Here is a 16,221-nt window from a genome sequence, read left to right as displayed (position 1 = left end):
CTTCGCCGTCCGTGTCTTGGCTGACGGCGTCAGAGGATCGTTCCCGTCTTGAAGTTGACGATGTCGGTCGGGTTGTAGGTGATGCCCTGCACGCCCGGCTTGCGCATATAGATGGCTGCACCCAATGCGGGGCAGAGCCAACTCGCCTTGTCGACGACCCGCATCTGAGCATCCACCAGTGCCTGGCGCTGAGCCTCCTCGTTCGGCGCCTTCTGAGCCCGAGTGAGAGCGTCCTCGAACTCCTGGTCGTCCCACCGCGGTTCGTTGTACGGCGACTCGTTGGAAAAGGCGATCACCAGCGAGTCGAACGGGTTCCGCAGAATCCAGCGGGTCACGTAGAACGGCACCTTCGCGTAGACGCGGTCGAAGTAGGTGTCGGCGGGACGCTGTTCCACCGTGACGTTGAAGCCGGCCGGGGCGGCCTGCTCCTTGAAGACCGTAGCGAGGTCCACCATGCCTTCGTAGGCGTTGCTGGTGTAGAGCGTCAGATCGATCCCGTCCGGATACCCGGCCTCAGCCAGCAGCGACTTCGCCTTCTCGATATCTTGGGGCCTGATGCCCAGATCGGGTGGATAAGCATCGTCCTCGCTGGACACCGGCAGGTCGGAGGTGAGCACCCCGACATTGTGTTGAACCACCTGAAGAGTCTTCTCACGGTCCTGGACGAGCTTGAGGGCCTCGACCACACGCGGATCGTCGAACGGTGCCTTCGTCGAGTCAGCGACGATGGCTCCGTAGCTCATCCCATCGTCCTCGTCGAGCACCACGTCGTCGCGACCCTCGATGGTCGGGACGATCGAGTAGCCGAACGAACCTCCGAAGTGCGTGTTTCCCGAGATGATGTTCTGCGACAGCGCGGACTCGTCACTGCTGTAGGAGCACTGGACACCATCGAGTTTGGGGAGCTCGGGGTCCCAATAGTTCGGGTTCTTGACCACCTTGAACCCCTGACCGGGCTCGAACTGCTCTAGGGTGAACGGACCGGTCCCGGCCGCCGCGCTGAAGTCGTCGTACCCCTCAGGAAGGATCTTGGCGTGGCGAGCGCCGATCGCCAGCGGGAAGAACGCGTCCGGTCTCTTGAGTCGGAAACGGACCTCGTTCTTGCCGACGGCCTCGACACCGTCCGGGTCGAGCACCGGGGCGAGTCGTCCGTAGACGACCGACCCAATCTCGGGATCGAGAACCCGGCTGAAGGTGTAGACGACGTCTTCGGCTGTCAGATCCTTGCCGTTGTGGAACTTGACTCCCTCGCGGAGCTTGAAGCGCCACTCGGTGAGGTTCTTGTTGTTGGTCCACTCGGTGGCAAGCTGCGGCTCGGCCGTCCAACCGCCGATCCGGTTCTGCACCGTGAGGCCCTCGTAGAGGGCACCCGAGAGCATGGCTTCCGGCATCGAGATGGTCGAGGCCGGGTCAAGGGTCTCTTGCGTCTCACCGCCCGTGAGCGCGATGATCATGGTGCCACCAGGCTTTCCTGCGGCGGAGTTCCCGCCAGAGCCGGACGGATTCGAGCTTCCACCAGAGCAACTGCTGAGGAAGGTCGCCCCCGCTCCGCTGACCAGGACAGTCCCGGCGGCAACTTTCACAAACTGCCGCCGACCCAATCCTGGACTATTCGACGATGTGCTCATCAGGTCTTCCTCTTCACTTTCTGCAAGATCGATGTCACGTACTGGTCAACTGAACAGAGAACTGAAACTTTCGATTCGAAAGTTCTACTAGGTCATGGGGGGGTATGTCAACCGACCCCGTCAACCGAGGGTCGCGTGCGTGTCGGAGTCTGCGAGCCACCAGCAGGGACGTGGGCGATGGTAGTTCGTGGCCCTTCGGAACCGAGCTGGCGAGGTCACCGACCCGGCAACGGTGGCCTCATGGGTAACCCACCACCAAGTACGTGTTTAAGAAGTCTCGGCCGTCGCGCGCGGCGCATCCATGTGGGATGCTCCGCAAGGCGCGGAATCGAAGCCATACCGGGGTTGTCTCGCGAGATCTCGCAACGCAGCGGAGCGCCCTCGGGGCGTCGCACAGCAGGCCATGGGCTTCTCAAACACGTGCTCAGGGCCTGACCGGGCGCTCGCGCGGACCGCCCGGGGTGCAGGATCTCGGCCAGCGCCTCGACCCCGTCGACCAGCCGTGGACCGGGACGGGCGTACGACGCGTTCGCATCCACCGCCCATACCGGGATCCCAGGGAAACGGCTCACCACGTCCTCCGCGAGAGCACGGGCCTCGGGCAGCCCATAGCCACACGGCGCGCAGACGACAACGTCAGGCTCGGCTGCGGTCGCCTCGTCCCAAGTGATCCGGTAGGACTTCTCCCCCGTCCTGCCGAGAGCGGGCACGCCGCCGGCGAGTTCGACCATCTCGGGGATCCAGTGCCCCGGCGCGAACGGCGGATCGGTCCACTCCAACACCAGCATCCGTGGGCGCGAGCGGCCCCCGACGGCACGGCGTACGGCGGCAAGCCGATCACGTAGGCCCGCCTGGATCTCCGCGGCCCGGTCGGAGTGCCCGGTGCGCTCGCCGAGGCGACGCACCGAGTCGAGGACCTCGTCGAGGTTGTGCGGGTCGATGGTCATCACCTCGGCCCGACAACCGAGATAGGACAACGCGTCGTCGACCGCGGTGACGTCGACCGCGCACACCGCACACAGATCCTGGGTCACCACCAGGTCGGCGTCCAGCCCCGCCAGGGCGTCCGCCTCGAGGTGGTAGAGGTCATCGCCGCGTCTCACCGCGCTCGCGACGAAGGCATCGATCTCGGCGGGCGCCAGCCCCTCCGGCATCGCCGAGGTCGACACGATCTTGCGCGTGCGTGCCTCGGCCGGGAAGTCGCACTCGAAAGTCACCCCGACCACGTCGTCGCCCGCCCCGATCGCGAACAGGATCTCGGTCGTCGAGGGCAGCAACGAGACGATCCGCACCCGTCCCACGATAGGACTGCGACCGTTGTCCACGATCGGCGCCACGCGCCGTTCGCCCGCTCCCTACAGCAATGCCGCGACGAGTTGTCGATAGACGAGGAGTTGGGTGCGCATCGGTTCGGGCGACCCCGTCGCGCGGCACATGAGGAAGCCGCCCTCGATGACCACGAAGAGCTGGTCGGCGAGATCCTCCGGGACCGGGCGGACCATAGCGGTCGGCCTGGCCGCGAACGCACCTCGTAGAAGGTCGGCCACTGCTACGCGCCAGCCGACGATGGCCCGCTCGACGTGGGCCGCGTTCTGCTCGTCGAGCAGGTCCTGCTCGACGAGGACGGCGATGTAGAGGCACGCCGACTCCGAGGTCAGTGCCTCCGCGCGCCCGACGAAGTAGTCCAGGAAGGACAGCAGCCGCGCCGCCGGGTCGGTCTCGGCGGACGCTGCTTCCAGCCCGGCGGCGAGCGTGCCGAGGTCGGTCGCGACGTACCGCTCGACGAGCGCATGAGCGAGAGCGCGTTTGGAGGAGAAGTGATGGAAGAAGGCCCCTTTCGAGCTGCGCGCTTCGCTCAGGATCATGTCGACGGAGGTGGCGGCGAAGCCGTTGCGCTCCACGAGCCGTTCGGCAATGTCGAGGAGATGTTCTCGGGTAGTCCCTCCGTCGCGTGGCACTCGCCCATTGTCATAGACTGTTTGGTCTGATACAAACAGACCAAACAGTCTGGAAGGATGATGCGATGGGACTCCTTGACGGCAGCTGGGTGACCGAAGGGGGCCTCGAGACCGACCTGATCTTCACCCACGGCGTCGATCTCCCAGAGTTCGCGGCATTCCCACTGCTCGACGACGCTGACGGATCGGCACTCCTGCGGCGCCTGTACGCCGACTACGCGGCGATCGCCGAGACGGCAGGCGTGGGGCTGCTGCTCGAGACGCCGACCTGGCGAGCGAGCTCTGATTGGGGCCAGATCCTTGGCTACGACGCGGCCGCACTCGATGCGGTCAACCGGGCCGCGGTCACGCTCGTCCGCGCAGTTCTCGACGACGCCGACGTTCGCGACCGCCGGGTCTCCGGGTGCGTCGGACCGCGAGGCGACGGCTACGTCGCTGCTGGCGCCGATGTCGATGCCGCCGCCGACTACCACCTGCCTCAGATTCGCTCCCTCGCCGACGCCGGCGCCGCGTTGGTGCACGCGATGACGATGACCGAGGCCAACGAGGCGATCGGGATCGTGCGCGCCGCCCGGAGCGTCGGCGTTCCCGTTTCGGTCTCCTTCACCGTCGAGACCGACGGTCGGCTGCCCGACGGAAGCACCTTGGGGGACTCGATCCACGCCCTCGAGACGGAGGCACCCGCCGACTACTACGGCATCAACTGCGCCCACCCGACGCACGTGCTCACCGCCCCCGACATCGGATCCTGGGCGGACAAGATCACCTTCTTCCGCCCCAACGCCTCGACCCTGTCGCACGCCGAGCTCGACGTCTTGGAGGAACTCGATCCCGGCGACCTCCCCCTGCTCGCGAGCAGCACCGCCGAGTTACGCGCCGAACTGCCCGCAGCCGCCGTCATCGGCGGCTGCTGCGGCACCGACAGTCGACACGTGGCCACCCTGTGGGGAACTCGAACCGCACAGTTGTAGCGGCACCCGGCCAGCCCGCTGGACCGGCGGCGAAGCGATCGGGCCCACGCGGCAGGATCGGGGGGTGACCCGGACCCCCTACCTGGACCCCTCCCGCCCTGTCACCGATCGTGTGACGGATCTCCTCACTCGGATGACGGTGGCGGAGAAGGTGGGGCAGATGCTGCAGCTCGACGCTCGCAAGGACCTCGACGACATCGTGCTCGACAAGCACGCCGGGTCGCTGCTGCACACCTCTCCGGAGCGGCTCCGCCAGGCGCACGAGCTGGTCGCCCGCACCCGCCTCGGCATCCCGCTCCTCGTCGGTGAGGACTGCATCCACGGCCACTCGTTCTGGGAGGGGGCCACGATCTTCCCCACCCAGTTGGGCATGGCCGCGTCGTGGGATCCGGACCTGCTGCGCCGGGTCGCCCGAGCGACCGCCGTCGAAGCATCGGCGACCGGCATTCACTGGACCTTCTCCCCGGTGCTGTGCATCGCGCGGGATCTGCGTTGGGGTCGGGTCGGCGAGACGTTCGGCGAGGATCCCCTGCTCGTCGGCGAGCTGGCGGCAGCCATGGTGCGCGGCTACCAGGGGGCTGGTCTGGCCGATCCGACGGCGATCCTGGCGACCGCCAAACACTTCGCGGGCTACTCGGAGACGCAGGGCGGTCGCGACGCCAGTGAAGCCGACATCTCCCGGCGCAAGCTGCGGTCCTGGTTCCTGCCCCCGTTCGAGCGGGGCGCCCGCGAGGGCTGCCGCAGTTTCATGCTCGGCTATCAGACGATCGACGGTGTGCCGATCACGACGAACGGCTGGCTGCTCGACGAGGTGCTGCGCGGCGAGTGGGGCTACCCGGGCATCCTGGTGACCGACTGGGACAACGTCGGCCGAATGGTCTGGGAGCAGCACGTGCAACCCGACTACGCGCATGCTGCTGCGGCCGCCGTACGCGCCGGCAACGATCTCATCATGGCGACCCCCGGCTTCTACGACGGCGCGTTGGAGGCCATCGAGAAGGGGATGATCACCGCAGCCGACCTCGACCCTGCCGTCGCGCGCATCCTCACCGTGAAGTTCGAGCTCGGGCTCTTCGAGGATCCACGTCGTCCCGACCAGGCACGCATCACCAGCGAGATCGGCAGCCAGTCGCACGTCGACCTCAACCTGGAAACCGCGCGGCGCTCCCTCGTGCTGCTGCGCAACGAGGGCGTCCTGCCCCTCTTCGGGGGCTTCACGCCCGATCCTTCCGGCCGCGCCGTCGGATCGGGACAGCTGCGGCGGATCGCGGTGGTTGGTCCGCTCGCCGACGATGCCCAAGCCCAGCTCGGCGACTGGGCCGGTGGATCCGGACAGGCCGGGTGGCTCGACGGGCAGCCGCGAGAGCTGATCCGCACGGTGCTCGACGGGTTGCGGGCCCACGCACCCAGCGATTGGACGATCACCCACACCCCCGGTGCGGAGATCGTGAGGATCGTCCCGCACCCCGACGGCGACCTCTTCCCTGACGGGCAGCCCCGGCCACCGCTGGCCGTCTCGGTGCCCCCCGACGAGCAACAGATCGCCTGTGCGGTTGCCGAGGCTCGGCGCGCCCACGTCGTCGTGGCGGTGGTCGGTGACCGGATCGAGCTCGTCGGCGAGGGCAAGTCCACCGCGACACTCAACCTGCTCGGCGGGCAGGTCGCGCTCCTGGAGGCACTGGCGGCGACCGGCACGCCGCTCGTGGTGGTGTTGATGGCGTCCAAACCGCTCGTCCTCCCGCCGGCGGCGACCGAGGCCGCGGCGCTGCTCTGGGTCGCCAACCCCGGCATGCAGGGCGGCCGGGCGATCGCCGAGGTTCTTCTCGGCCTGGTTGAGCCCACCGGGCGGCTGCCCATCTCGTTCGCCCGGCACGTCGGCCAACAGCCGACCTACTACAACCAGATCCGCGGTCAACACGGCGATCGCTATGCCGACCTCACTCAGGAGCCGGCGTACGCCTTCGGCGAGGGGCTCTCCTACACCGAGGTGGAGTACGACGACCTGCAGGTGGCCCCCGGCCCCCTGTCGACCACCGACGTGCTACGCGCCGAAGTGACCATACGCAACGTCGGCCACCGAGTCGCGCACGAGACCGTCCAGGCCTACGTCAGCGATCGGGTGACGTCGGTGAGCTGGGCCGAGCAGGAGTTGAAGGCCTTCGAGCAGGTCACCCTCGCGCCCGGTGAGCGCCGGCGAGTGGCGATCGAGATCCCGGTGCGCGACCTGACGATCGTCGACCAACACGGCGACCGTGTCGTCGAGCCTGGCGAGTTCGAACTGCGCGTCGGCCGCTCCAGCCGCGCACCCGACCTGCTGCGCGCACCGGTCCGGGTGACTCCACCGCGATAACCATCCCCGTTGCCGCGACCACCCCGACGCGGCGCGCGGCCAGATCCCGCCCCGCTGGTATGGCTTCGATTCCGCACCCTGCGGAGCATCCCACGGATGCGCCGATCGCGACGGCTGAGGCTAGCCCGGCACGTTCTCAGACTCAAGACGGCGCCTCCTCCGCTATGAGTCGTATCGCGGCCATCGGGCAGTTCTCCGCCGCCTCTTGCAACTGCTCGTCGCTCGATGGACCGTCCGGCAGGAACACGCCTTGGCCGTCCGCGTCGAAGTCGAAGTCCCCGGGTGCGAGTTGCACGCACATTCCTACCCCGACGCATAGATCGTGGTCGACGTCGGCACGCACTCGGCGTTGCCTTTCGGTCACCTTGTGTCCGTCCTGTCCTAATCCCGGCTCAGAGTCCGCACAAGATCAAGGCCAGCCACGCCGGCCAGAACCGGCGACCGCCGGTCTTCGCCGCGTGACCCTTTGCATCCACCGTCACCACCGGCCAGCCGGGCCACATGCTCCACGGATCCATGGGGGTCAGTCCCACCGGTCGCGAACCGCGGTGCTGCCGATCCGTCCAGTCGCGTCCACCCAGACGAACCGCGAGCAGAGTTCGGCGGCCTCGTCGAGATTGGTGGCCCCTGCGCCGAGAAACCCGAGTCCTGAGACGATCGGCATCTGCGCTCCTTCTCCAAGGTGCCCCTCGGCCTCGGTTGACGGCCGAGCCGGCTCCCTACCTATGAGGCGCACTCTCAGCGTCCGTCGCAGCCGGAGCCTTCGGCAACTCCGGAGTTCCGCCCTGCGGGACCGACATCCGGACCTGCCACGACCAGCACTGGGTTCCGAATCACCGCGGTCGTCGAAACTGGTAAACAGGGGTGTTGACAATCGTCAACGCCAATGTTGAGAATTGCCTAGTGGCAACCGTCACACCACGGCCCGAGGGAGGTTCTGTGACCTTGGACGCCATCGCCCGCGAGGCCCCGGCGCACCGACCTGCGGCCGTGGAGGCGTCGGGGGGGCTGGCGACAAGCGTCGGAAAGGCACTCGCCGTGCTGGCCGCCTTCGGCGGTGACGGCGTCCTGCTCGGTGTCACACAGGTAGCTGCGCGAGCTGGTATTCCGAAGAGCACTGCACACAGGATCTTGGCCGTCCTCGTCGAGCACGGCTACGTCGAGCGCGACGACACTCGCTACCAGTTGTCTCGCCGCATGTTCGAACTAGGCAACCAGGTGGCCGACTGCCGTCCGCGGAGTCTTCGTTCGTCGGCAGCCCCGTTCTTGAGCAACCTCTACGAAGAGTCACACGCGACCGTCCATCTTGCCGTGCTCGACGGACTGGACGTCCTCTATGTCGACAAGATCTGGGGTCACCGAAGCGTTCACGTGCCTAGCCAGATCGGAGGGCGGACCCCGGCGCTGTGCACGGCGCTCGGCAAGGCGATCCTGGCGGTCTCTAAAGAAGAAACTCAGATACACGTCCTCTCGCAGCCAATCCCGAGGCTAACTCCGCGAACAGTCCTCAATCGCAACCTACTGATCGACTCGTTGAAGACCACACGGCAAACGGGAATCGCCCAGGATTTCGAGGGTGTTAAGTTGGGCGTTCGCTGCATCGCCGCCCCGATCGTACAACGAGGGACGCCCATCGGCGCAATATCCATGAGTCTTGATGCCACTGCACGCATTCCCAAGCGCGCCGAGGATCTACTGGTTCAGGCGGTACGCAAGATCGGCGCTATCCAGTGAGGGACGGGCGCGGCGGACCTCCAGCGCCATTGAACCGGCCTCGGCGTTTCACTCCACGGCGCTATTCAGATGAGGCAGGGCATCGAGTTGCGCGGAGATTTGTGAGGGAGAGTTATGAGTCAAGGCGGACGTGACGTCAAGATGTCCGCGAAAGGTTGACACTTGCACTGTCCGAGAACTGACCTTACGATTCGAGCATAAGAGGTAACGGTTTAGGGAGCCCGCTATACCGGCGGAATTCCTTCTCTCAGGAAAGGGGAAAGGCCTGTGCCCACTGCAGTTCTTGTTCATGGAGGATTTCACGGCGGATGGTGTTGGAAGAAGGTGTCAGATTTGCTCGCCCGAGATGGCTGGCAGGTCTACGCTCCCAGCCTGACCGGCATGGGCGATCGCGCCCACCTCCTTTCTCGAGACATTACTTTCGATACATGGGCACAAGATATCGCCTCATTGATCGAGACGCACGACCTGCGCGACTTCGTGCTGTGCGGTCACAGCGCGGCCGGGTGCGTCATCACCAAGGTTGCGGACCAGTTGCACGACAGGATCCGGCACCTTGTATATCTCGATTCCCAGGTGCTCTTCGATGGCGAGACGTTCTTCGACTCGATCAGCGATTCCACGCTTGGGCCCCCAGTCTTCCGGGAATTGGCAGCAACAGGGGGAGACGGATGGTTCATCCCGGCTTCCGCCCTGAACGCAGAGGCCTTCGGCGTTACCGATCCCGGAGATCAGGCATGGGTCGATGCCCGATTGACCCCCAACCCGATTCTTCCCTGGGAGAAGGCCGTCAACCTCAGCGGGAACATCGAGGAGGTGCCGCGCACGTACATCCGCTGCGAGCAGTGGGCCTTCGAGAGCTTCGATCGATGCATAACCATGGCTGAGGCAGACCCCGCCTGGCATGCGGAACGCTGGGATTGTGCGCACGACGTGATGATCACCGACCCGGAGAAGGTGCACAACCTCTTGGTGCGGGCGAATAGCGGCTACGCCGGCGAGTAGAGCCCGACCCACATACCTGGTGCCACCGACCGAGCGTGTCGGCGATCAGGTCTGGACGAAGGAGGGCCTGAACGATAGTTGGACCTACTGAGTCCGGACACTCACTGAGTGTCCGGACTCAGTAACTCCACGCCGCTCTGAAAGCGCGGAGTTCGTCGCTCTGCCGGAGTCACCTCAACGAGATACGCCGGGCCCGTTACCGCGTCGAACAGATCAACGAACACACGGCCGAGATCGGAACCCGCCCGTACGCGCAACTTGGACTGAATACCCAGTACCCCGCCACGCCACAGAATCCGGGCCATCGGGCCCGCCGCGGTCATGACCCGGCGACACGCCGCTCTTGGCCGGTCCAGTACGGTTCCCGAATCACCTTTCTCTGGATCTTTCCCACAGGACTGCGCGGCAGGGGCGCGGTTCGGAATTCGACGCTGCTTGGCTTCTTGTAGGACCCGAGGTGCGTGCGGCACTCCTCGATCACAGCTTCTTCGTCAAGTGCTCCGAGGTCATCGACAACGACCAGAGCCATTGGCGTCTCCCCCCATTTCTCGTGGGGCACTCCAAAGACTGCGACTTCGCGTACTGGACCCATCTTGGCAATGGTTTGCTCGAGTTCGGCTGGCCAGATGTTAAAGCCGCCCGACACGATCAAATCGTCCACTCGATCAACAACGTACAGGAACCCGTTCTCATCCAAGCGCCCGATGTCTCCGGTAAGTACCCAGCCGTCTCGAAGCCGGTAGTCAGTGAGCTCAGGGTCGTTCCAGATGCCTGTCATCTGGCCCTCGCAGCGAATGGCGATCTCGCCTTCCTCGCCTACCGGGAGAAGCTTCGTTGTCCTCACTACGGATCTCAAGTTCGGCGAACGGCATGACCTGCCCGGCAGCGCGGATCGGGTCCGAACCCGGGGTCTCGCTGAACCAGGTACGGGGACCCATGAACGAGACCGGAACGGCCTCCGTCTGCCCGTACATCTGGTAAAGGGTGTCGCCAAAGACTTCGTGAGCCGCTCGCGCAGTGCGCTCGCTAATCGGCGCACCGGAGATCATCACCGTCTTGAGTCGTGGGAGGTTCAGCGGCTTGCCCTCAGCAATGCGAACCAAGTCAGCAACCATCGTCGGCACGGCGAAGAAGTAGCTGATCGGCTCGTTGTGCAGCTGGTCCATCAGGTGGTCGGCATCAAATCTTTCGTTGAGGACGTTGCAGCCACCGCCTAGCCAAATCGGCAAGAACAGGTACCCAGAGCCGTGAGAGATCGGGCCCACATGCAGGCATCGGTCGCCGGGGTCGACAGGCGGCAGTTGATAGAACCAGTCGCGCGTCGCACTCATCCATGCGCGGTGCGTGTATGCGATTCCCTTAGCTCGGCCCGTGGTACCAGCAGAGTGTCGAATGATGAAGGCGTCATCGAGAGCGATCTCAGGATCAGGGTCGCGGTTGGACTGCTCTGCGAGCCAGCTCTCATAGTCGTCGCCGCGGACAAGCAACTGGAGGCCGGGGACTTTGTCCGTCAGACCTTCGAGCTCGTGGGCGTGCTCCTGGGAGACGACTACCACCTTGCAACCCGTGTGGTTCACCATGTGCTCGTGCGCCTCGGGGGCGTTGCGCCGGTATAGGGGCACTCGTACCACGCCGGCCGCCGCGGATCCCACGTAGAAGTCCGCGGCCTCGAGGCCGTTGTCCTCCAGGACTGCTACTCGATCGCCCGGCTTCAGGTCCATCTCAAGGAGCGCGTTGGCGAGGCGAAGCCCACGGTCCCAGGACTCACCAAAGGTGAGTTCCCGACCCTGGCTCTTTACCGCGACCCGATCTTTGTGGAATGCGGCAGCTCGCCGCATCGCGCTTCGCACGTCCAACATGGAAGGACTCCATTCTCCAAAGGCTTACCCAGCGGGCTCCCTTCGGAGTGTGGCATCGCCATGGCGTGCCTCTGCCGAGCGGTGTTCCGGCCCGCGAAACCGATGCATGATGCGGCCGTCCCTGCGCTTGGCAGAATGCCCACCGGGGGCCGTCGAACGGCGAACCCCGCGGGGACTCCGGAAAGGGGGTTGGCTTCGTTGCTGACGACACTGCGGGCAGCGGTGGCCAGTGTCGAGATCGGCGAGAAGATCTACCTCGGCAACTTCGGGTCCCAGCTGTTCAGTGTGGGCCATGAGATGCTCCGCCAACGCTGTTCCGGGCTGCACTTGATCATGGGATCCGGCAGCATCCTTCTCGACCAGCTCATTGCAGGCGGCGTGACCGACGAGATCACGATCTCGCACTGCTGGAATCCGATTGGCCCCGCGCCGGCTCACCACTTCGTCAGCGCTGTCCAGCGCGGCATAAGGATCAACGAGCTGAGTCTCGGTGCCTTCGCGGCGGGGCTTACAGCCGGCGCGTGGGACGTACCCTTTCTTCCGACCTCGGACTTGACGCGAACCGACTACGTGGCCGGCGACCGCTCCTCAGGCCTCCTTGGCGAGGTCAAGTCGCCTTGGGGTAGCTGTTCGGTTGTTGCGGCGATCCGACCAGACTTGGCGTTCGTGCACGTTGATCGAGCGACTACCGAAGGGAACGCGGTGCTCGCACAGCCGGCGTCCGACGCGCTCGCCGCCGCACAGGCTGCCCGTCGATTGGTCCTCGTTGCCGAGGAGATCGTCGATCGACTCCCCGGCCCGGCCGATGTCCCTGGAGCAATCGTCGACGCGGTCGTACACCATCCGCGCGCGGTACATCCGGACGGTTGCCCCGGCCGCTACCCACGCGATGTCTCGGCCTACCAGGAATATGCGCATGTGTGCACTGACTCGATCGCAGCCGCCGCTTGGCGTCCAGCGACGACACCTCCCGCGGCAGGCGCGACCGCATGACCGCCGAGACTCACAACGACGACGAGCACATCGCTCTGCTCACCTACGCGTCTCGGCAAATCCCCGAGCGCTCGTGGGTGTTCACGGGTTTCAACTGGCCGATGCTCGCGGCTCGAGCCGCGAGACGCATGGGACGCCGCTTCACCGAACTCTACGAGGCTGGCGCCGCTGTTGACCAAGCTTCCGAGCAACTGCCATCCAGCACAACCGACTACGCGAGCTACGCCGACGCTCTCGCCTGGCATGGCACGACGTTGGATGTATTCGGGCTTATCCCTCGCGTTTCAGCCGTGCTCCTCGACGCCTCGCGTGTGGACGTACACGGACGCCTCAGCACTTTCGGAGACGGCTTCTCGCCCGGACCTCGTGGCCGCTCAGCGGGTGGCGGCGGATCCGCAGACGCTGCTGCCCGCGCGGGCAATCTGATCCTGGTCCACGCGAGTGCACGTCCCGATGCCATCACGCTCGACTCCACGCACCCCACAGCGGTGCCGAACCCGTCAGCGACGGTGCATATCGTCACTCGTTGGGGCACGCTATTGGTACAGCCCGAGACTCAGTTGCTCGAGGTCACCGATACCCAACGCGGGCGAGCGTTCGCATCTCACCTCGCAACCCTCGGAGTCTCCGTTGAGGGCGCCACGATGACAGTTCCTCCCACGCAAGTCGAACAGGAGGCAGCGCAAGCTGTGCTTTCTGAAGCCAGATCTCGCGGCTACCGAGGTGCCGGCCACCGAGGTGCCCCCTAGCGAAGCTGCGACGGGAGAACACCCTCAAGGTCCGCCTTGATCTGCAGGGCCAAGAAGCGCGACCAGAGCCGACACTCCATCAGCGCTCCACCCATTAGCCACAGGCCCGGTTGCGCCAGCGGTCGCCACGTGCCGTTCATGAAGCCCTCGTCGTCGTGGCCCCAAACCGGCCCCACCTTCGCTGCGACGTCTTCGCCGAGGATCCGCGCGATGCCGGCCTGCTGCGTCTCGTAGCCCGTGGCCAAGACGATGAGATCGGCTTCAATCACTGTCCCGTCGTTCAACAGCATGCCCGCCTGCGTGTAGGTCTCGATGTCATCGTTCTGGACCAGCCCAATCGCCCCGTCGGCGATGAGGTCTGAGCACCCTACGTTGATGTAGTAGCCTCCACCTTCGCGCAGGTACTTCATATGGAATCCAGTTTCGTCCTCGCCCATGTCGACCTTGAAGCCAACCGCGGCGAGTCGGTCGACTAGGTCCTTGTCGAGCTCCCGGGTCTTCTTGGTCAACCACTGGTAGGCGTCCTTGAGAACTGGGTACGGAATCGCAGCTGTGATCAGGTCGATATCCTCCGCTGGCCCTTCCGAGTAGACCGAGTAGACCATTGTTCCGCTTGGCACCAGACTCACCACGCAGGTCGAGCCGCGCTGCACGATATGCACCTCCGCGCCGTTCTCGCACAGGTCCTGCGCAACGTCGTGGCCACTGTTACCGGTGCCGACAACGATGGCCTTCTTGCCTGTGAATCGCGTTCCACTGGAGAAGTCGGTGGAGTGCATGACCTGGCCCTGAAACGTGTCCAGTCCGGGAAGGGCAGGCATGAGAGGCAGGCTGCTCACCGCACCTGTCGCGAGCACGAGGTGCGCAACGATCAGGCCGCGTTCTGAGCCGTCGGACCGGCGCAGCCTCACCGTCCAGCGCTGCGCGTCCTCGTCCCAGGAGGCACCCACCAGGCGCGTGCCTGTCCATACGTTGAGTTCCATCGCTTCGGCGTAGTACTCAAGCCAGCCGGCGAGTTTGTCTTTCGGCACGAAGGTCGGCCAGGTGTCGGGAAAGGGCATGTATGGCAGGCTGTTGGCCCAGACCTCGTTGTGCAGCGTGAGGGAATGGTATCGGTTACGCCAGTTGTCGCCGACACGCGCGTTGGCCTCGACGACAAGGGTGTCCACACCGATGGCTGTGAGGCGTGCGGCCAGCGCCAGCCCCGCTTGGCCGGCGCCGACGACGAGGACGTCGGGATCAGTGTCGACATGCGCGACAGCCTTGATTCGTTCGTCGAGCCAGTTGTCACCGGCGAAGTTGTAACTCCACTGCACGCCCGACGGTCGATTGTCTCCGACGGTCTCGGGGAAGTCGGCAAGTTCCTGGAGTGCAGTCAGTCCGATCCAAATCTTGGGTGCGGCCGAGCCGTGCAATGCTAGGCGTACGAATCCTGTAGCCGTGCCGGCAGATACGTCGAAGTCGAAGTAGCCCTCTACCACGTCACGAGCGGAGCGGCGCACCTGCCGAGGGGCCATCCGCGACGGGGAGCGTCGCACATTGCGGGGAGCGCCTTCGGGGAGACGCCTTGTGAATCCCTCCTGGATCGCGTCTCGTCCCGAGAAGGTCCGGTAGCTCCAGGTGAAGGCAAGGATGTCACGCCAATAGCCGTCGACTTCGAAGTGCTCGGCGATGGCCCGAGCGTCACCGCTTTCGAGGGCGTCACCGAAGCTCTCCAGCCAGGCGTCGAAGATGTCTGAGGCGAATGCGGCAGGAGACACAGGCGTGATGGTCATGTCGGGTCCTTTGAGTGATGCGCTCAGCGCGAAGTGACGACGGTGCACGTCGAGAACTGATTGGCGCCTCCCTGGCCCGAGGCGATGGCCAGAGACGCGCCCTGGACCTGGCGATCGCCAGCCGTCCCCCGCACTTGGAGAGCGCACTCGGCGAGTCGAACGAGCGCTGTCGCACCGACTGGATTAGCTGCCTGTGGGCCGCCGGACGGATTGATGACGGTGCTGGAGCCCCAAGCGCCGAAGCCCTCGGCGACTAGGTCAGGACCATCTTCTGCCTTGCAGAACTGCAACGGTGCATAGGCCATGGTCTCGGCCGAGGTGAAGGGAGCATGGATCTCTACGACATCGGAGTCGAGGCCGCTGCTGACGCCTGCCGCGGCATAGGCGTGCTGTGCCGCTCTTTGCAGCGGTAGCAGCTCGACGAGGTCAGCCCGTCCAGGATCGAAACGGTCACCGAGGTTGTAGGTGTCCGTGACCGACGAGCGTCCTGACACCCACGCCGCCGTGTGTCCGGATGGAACGGCAGACTCGCGAGCGATAACGACCGCGCACACGCCCTCCGAGATCGGGCAGGCATCGAGTTGGCGCATTGGCCAAGTCAACATCTTCGAGGCGAGCACGTCGTCGGGCGTGTGCGCGACGCGAATCTGCGCAAGCGGGTTGCGCACCGCGTGTGAGAAGTTCCGAGCACCCACCTGCGCCCACAGCTCCTGCGTGTACCCCCAACGCATCATCATGCGCGTGGCTCGCATGGCGCACATCGAGAGAGTCGAGATCCCAATGTCGCGCTCGTAGATCGGGTCGAAGATCGAGTTGAAGACGGCTGGCACCGACTTGGCTTGTGCCATGCGCTCGACGGCCACGACAACGGCCACGTCGGCATACCCGGCCCCGAGCAGGTCCATGGCGGTGTACGCGGCCGCTATTCCCGTTGTCCCGCCTGTGTTGACACGCATGCTCCACTTGCCGACGCCGCCCGCTTCGGCCAGGAAGCTCTTGTCAGGACAGTTTTCGCCGGCCAGCCCGTCGGGCGCGAAGCCGGTGACAACGACGTCGACCTGATCCCGAGTCACGCCGGCGTCGTTGAGCGCCTCCCGAACAGCGCGGCCCACTAGATCGGCCGTCGTCTCTCGGTGGAGACGTCGGTACGGCGTCTGTCCAACTCCGATGATCGCAATGTCTTCGCGCGGCATGTTGGT

The 16,221-nt window shown here is 65.3% G+C and carries 15 protein-coding genes; 6 read left to right on the top strand and 9 right to left on the bottom strand.

What is annotated here, in order from left to right; translation table 11 throughout:
* Positions 1-29 precede the first annotated feature (29 nt).
* From QM714_RS16320 to QM714_RS16310, 3 genes are all read right to left on the bottom strand, one after another.
* Complete coding sequence (locus QM714_RS16320; protein WP_415102395.1) at positions 30-1,454, bottom strand: ABC transporter substrate-binding protein; 1,425 nt, start codon at positions 1,452-1,454, stop codon at positions 30-32.
* Between the two features lie 389 nt (positions 1,455-1,843).
* On the bottom strand, positions 1,844-2,920 hold the full coding sequence (locus QM714_RS16315; RefSeq protein WP_415102394.1) for a cobalamin-binding protein: 1,077 nt from the start codon (positions 2,918-2,920) through the stop codon (positions 1,844-1,846).
* Positions 2,921-2,983: 63 nt separating this feature from the next.
* A complete protein-coding gene (locus tag QM714_RS16310; RefSeq protein ID WP_415102393.1) occupies positions 2,984-3,586 on the bottom strand; it encodes a TetR/AcrR family transcriptional regulator in 603 nt (200 codons plus the stop codon).
* Between the two features lie 65 nt (positions 3,587-3,651).
* Between QM714_RS16310 and QM714_RS16305 the strand changes: the two genes are divergently transcribed.
* Both QM714_RS16305 and QM714_RS16300 read left to right on the top strand, forming a co-directional pair.
* On the top strand, positions 3,652-4,557 hold the full coding sequence (locus QM714_RS16305) for a homocysteine S-methyltransferase family protein (protein WP_415102392.1): 906 nt from the start codon (positions 3,652-3,654) through the stop codon (positions 4,555-4,557).
* A gap of 64 nt (positions 4,558-4,621) precedes the next feature.
* The gene (locus QM714_RS16300) at positions 4,622-6,907 is read left to right on the top strand and encodes a glycoside hydrolase family 3 N-terminal domain-containing protein (RefSeq protein ID WP_415102391.1); all 2,286 of its coding nucleotides are present in this window, start codon (positions 4,622-4,624) and stop codon (positions 6,905-6,907) included.
* A gap of 142 nt (positions 6,908-7,049) precedes the next feature.
* On the opposite strand, the gene QM714_RS16295 is transcribed toward QM714_RS16300, so the two are convergent.
* Positions 7,050-7,271 carry a ferredoxin gene (locus QM714_RS16295; protein ID WP_415102390.1) on the bottom strand — a complete coding sequence of 74 codons (222 nt, stop codon included), beginning with the start codon at positions 7,269-7,271 and terminating at the stop codon, positions 7,050-7,052.
* A 159-nt stretch (positions 7,272-7,430) separates the two neighbouring features.
* Entirely contained in the window at positions 7,431-7,571 is a 141-nt protein-coding gene (locus tag QM714_RS16290; RefSeq protein ID WP_415102389.1) for a hypothetical protein, read from the bottom strand.
* A gap of 275 nt (positions 7,572-7,846) precedes the next feature.
* Between QM714_RS16290 and QM714_RS16285 the strand changes: the two genes are divergently transcribed.
* Both QM714_RS16285 and QM714_RS16280 read left to right on the top strand, forming a co-directional pair.
* On the top strand, positions 7,847-8,641 hold the full coding sequence (locus QM714_RS16285; protein WP_415102388.1) for an IclR family transcriptional regulator: 795 nt from the start codon (positions 7,847-7,849) through the stop codon (positions 8,639-8,641).
* Positions 8,642-8,908: 267 nt separating this feature from the next.
* Positions 8,909-9,646: an alpha/beta fold hydrolase gene (locus QM714_RS16280; protein WP_415102387.1), complete on the top strand. Its 738-nt coding sequence runs from the start codon at positions 8,909-8,911 to the stop codon at positions 9,644-9,646.
* Between the two features lie 319 nt (positions 9,647-9,965).
* Here the strand turns inward: QM714_RS16280 and QM714_RS16275 are convergent, their stop codons facing one another.
* Both QM714_RS16275 and QM714_RS16270 read right to left on the bottom strand, forming a co-directional pair.
* On the bottom strand, positions 9,966-10,424 hold the full coding sequence (locus QM714_RS16275; protein ID WP_415102386.1) for a class I adenylate-forming enzyme family protein: 459 nt from the start codon (positions 10,422-10,424) through the stop codon (positions 9,966-9,968).
* On the bottom strand, positions 10,399-11,505 hold the full coding sequence (locus tag QM714_RS16270; RefSeq protein WP_415102385.1) for a class I adenylate-forming enzyme family protein: 1,107 nt from the start codon (positions 11,503-11,505) through the stop codon (positions 10,399-10,401). The genes QM714_RS16275 and QM714_RS16270 overlap by 26 nt, the downstream gene beginning before the upstream one ends.
* 81 nt (positions 11,506-11,586) lie before the next feature.
* Between QM714_RS16270 and QM714_RS16265 the strand changes: the two genes are divergently transcribed.
* A complete protein-coding gene (locus QM714_RS16265; protein WP_415102384.1) occupies positions 11,587-12,498 on the top strand; it encodes a CoA-transferase in 912 nt (303 codons plus the stop codon).
* Positions 12,495-13,247 carry a hypothetical protein gene (locus QM714_RS16260; protein WP_415102383.1) on the top strand — a complete coding sequence of 251 codons (753 nt, stop codon included), beginning with the start codon at positions 12,495-12,497 and terminating at the stop codon, positions 13,245-13,247. The genes QM714_RS16265 and QM714_RS16260 overlap by 4 nt, the downstream gene beginning before the upstream one ends.
* Here QM714_RS16260 and QM714_RS16255 read toward each other — a convergent pair.
* Together QM714_RS16255 and QM714_RS16250 are read right to left on the bottom strand one after the other, a co-directional pair.
* Positions 13,244-15,022, bottom strand: coding sequence for a flavin-containing monooxygenase (locus tag QM714_RS16255; RefSeq protein WP_415102382.1), 1,779 nt, complete (start codon positions 15,020-15,022; stop codon positions 13,244-13,246). The genes QM714_RS16260 and QM714_RS16255 overlap by 4 nt on opposite strands.
* Before the next feature lie 23 nt (positions 15,023-15,045).
* Positions 15,046-16,215 (bottom strand): thiolase family protein, encoded by a 1,170-nt coding sequence (locus QM714_RS16250; protein ID WP_415102381.1) that lies wholly within the window; start codon positions 16,213-16,215, stop codon positions 15,046-15,048.
* Between the last annotated feature and the right edge of the window lie 6 nt (positions 16,216-16,221).

It is taken from the genome of Nocardioides sp., assembly GCF_047602075.1.
GTDB lineage: Bacteria > Actinomycetota > Actinomycetes > Propionibacteriales > Nocardioidaceae > Nocardioides.
The sequence above is the reverse complement of the archived record's forward strand: the minus strand, read 5'-3'. Positions and strand labels throughout refer to the sequence as shown.

Excerpts from the sequence above, each read along its gene's own strand:
- QM714_RS16320 (WP_415102395.1), bottom strand. The coding sequence starts at position 1,454 with ATGATCATCGCGCTCACGGGCGGTGAGACGCAAGAGACCCTTGACCCG.
- QM714_RS16305 (WP_415102392.1), top strand. The coding sequence starts at position 3,652 with ATGGGACTCCTTGACGGCAGCTGGGTGACCGAAGGGGGCCTCGAGACC.
- QM714_RS16290 (WP_415102389.1), bottom strand. The coding sequence starts at position 7,571 with ATGCCGATCGTCTCAGGACTCGGGTTTCTCGGCGCAGGGGCCACCAAT.
- QM714_RS16275 (WP_415102386.1), bottom strand. The coding sequence starts at position 10,424 with ATGACAGGCATCTGGAACGACCCTGAGCTCACTGACTACCGGCTTCGA.
- QM714_RS16270 (WP_415102385.1), bottom strand. The coding sequence starts at position 11,505 with ATGTTGGACGTGCGAAGCGCGATGCGGCGAGCTGCCGCATTCCACAAA.
- QM714_RS16260 (WP_415102383.1), top strand. The coding sequence starts at position 12,495 with ATGACCGCCGAGACTCACAACGACGACGAGCACATCGCTCTGCTCACC.
- QM714_RS16255 (WP_415102382.1), bottom strand. The coding sequence starts at position 15,022 with ATGACCATCACGCCTGTGTCTCCTGCCGCATTCGCCTCAGACATCTTC.
- QM714_RS16250 (WP_415102381.1), bottom strand. The coding sequence starts at position 16,215 with ATGCCGCGCGAAGACATTGCGATCATCGGAGTTGGACAGACGCCGTAC.